This window comes from Vibrio sp. 10N.222.49.C9, from assembly GCF_041474985.1.
Taxonomy (GTDB): domain Bacteria; phylum Pseudomonadota; class Gammaproteobacteria; order Enterobacterales; family Vibrionaceae; genus Vibrio; species Vibrio crassostreae_C.
In genome coordinates this window covers 1-620 of the sequence record NZ_JBFRVD010000973.1, presented here as the reverse complement: position 1 = coordinate 620, position 620 = coordinate 1, and the positions used below count along the sequence as shown (strand labels likewise).

1 protein-coding gene and 1 pseudogene are annotated in these 620 nt (G+C 42.3%); one reads left to right on the top strand and one right to left on the bottom strand.

Annotated features, from left to right (window positions below):
- Positions 1–105: pseudogene (locus AB4585_RS26480) on the bottom strand (YkgJ family cysteine cluster protein); the annotation flags it as partial.
- Between the two features lie 178 nt (positions 106–283).
- Here AB4585_RS26480 and AB4585_RS26475 point away from each other — a divergent pair.
- On the top strand, positions 284–620 hold a 337-nt coding region (locus tag AB4585_RS26475), incomplete at its 3' end, for a YcgN family cysteine cluster protein (RefSeq protein ID WP_372171728.1).

Sequence of the window (620 nt, the reverse complement as noted above, 5' to 3'; positions counted from 1 at the left end):
TTGTTTACAGCGCTCACCGGCGTTCTTGCCGTTAGGATGCAGTGGAAAGCTGCTAGAGATACTTGGCGCTATACAACAGGCACCACAATAAAGACGACATTCCATACAGTTGAGCCTTACAAGAAAAGTGAAGGGGGATTATCAACAGTTTTACTAAGATTGAAAGAAGTTTCTGTACTCGGATGAAAAGTATTCATGTAAGTGCTTGATTATCGCTTTTGCTTGTATTTTAAGCGATGAATAGGTATAAAACGCCTCCAAGTTTATGACGGTAAGATTTAAGATGACTTCTCCATTTTGGCAAACAAAAACACTAGAACAGATGAGCGAACAAGAGTGGGAAGCTCTATGTGATGGCTGTGGTAAATGTTGCTTACACAAACTTATGGACGAAGACAGCGACGAGGTCTACTACACCAATGTGGCCTGTAGCTGGTTAAACAGCAAAACCTGTAGCTGTAAAGACTATGCCAATCGTTTTGAATCTGGTGAAGAGTGCTTAAAGCTCACACGCGACCAGATTCACGAGTTTCATTGGCTGCCAGAAACCTGTGCTTACCGCTTATTGTCTGAAAATAAAGACCTACCTGAATGGCACCCGTTGATCACTGGCTCAAAAT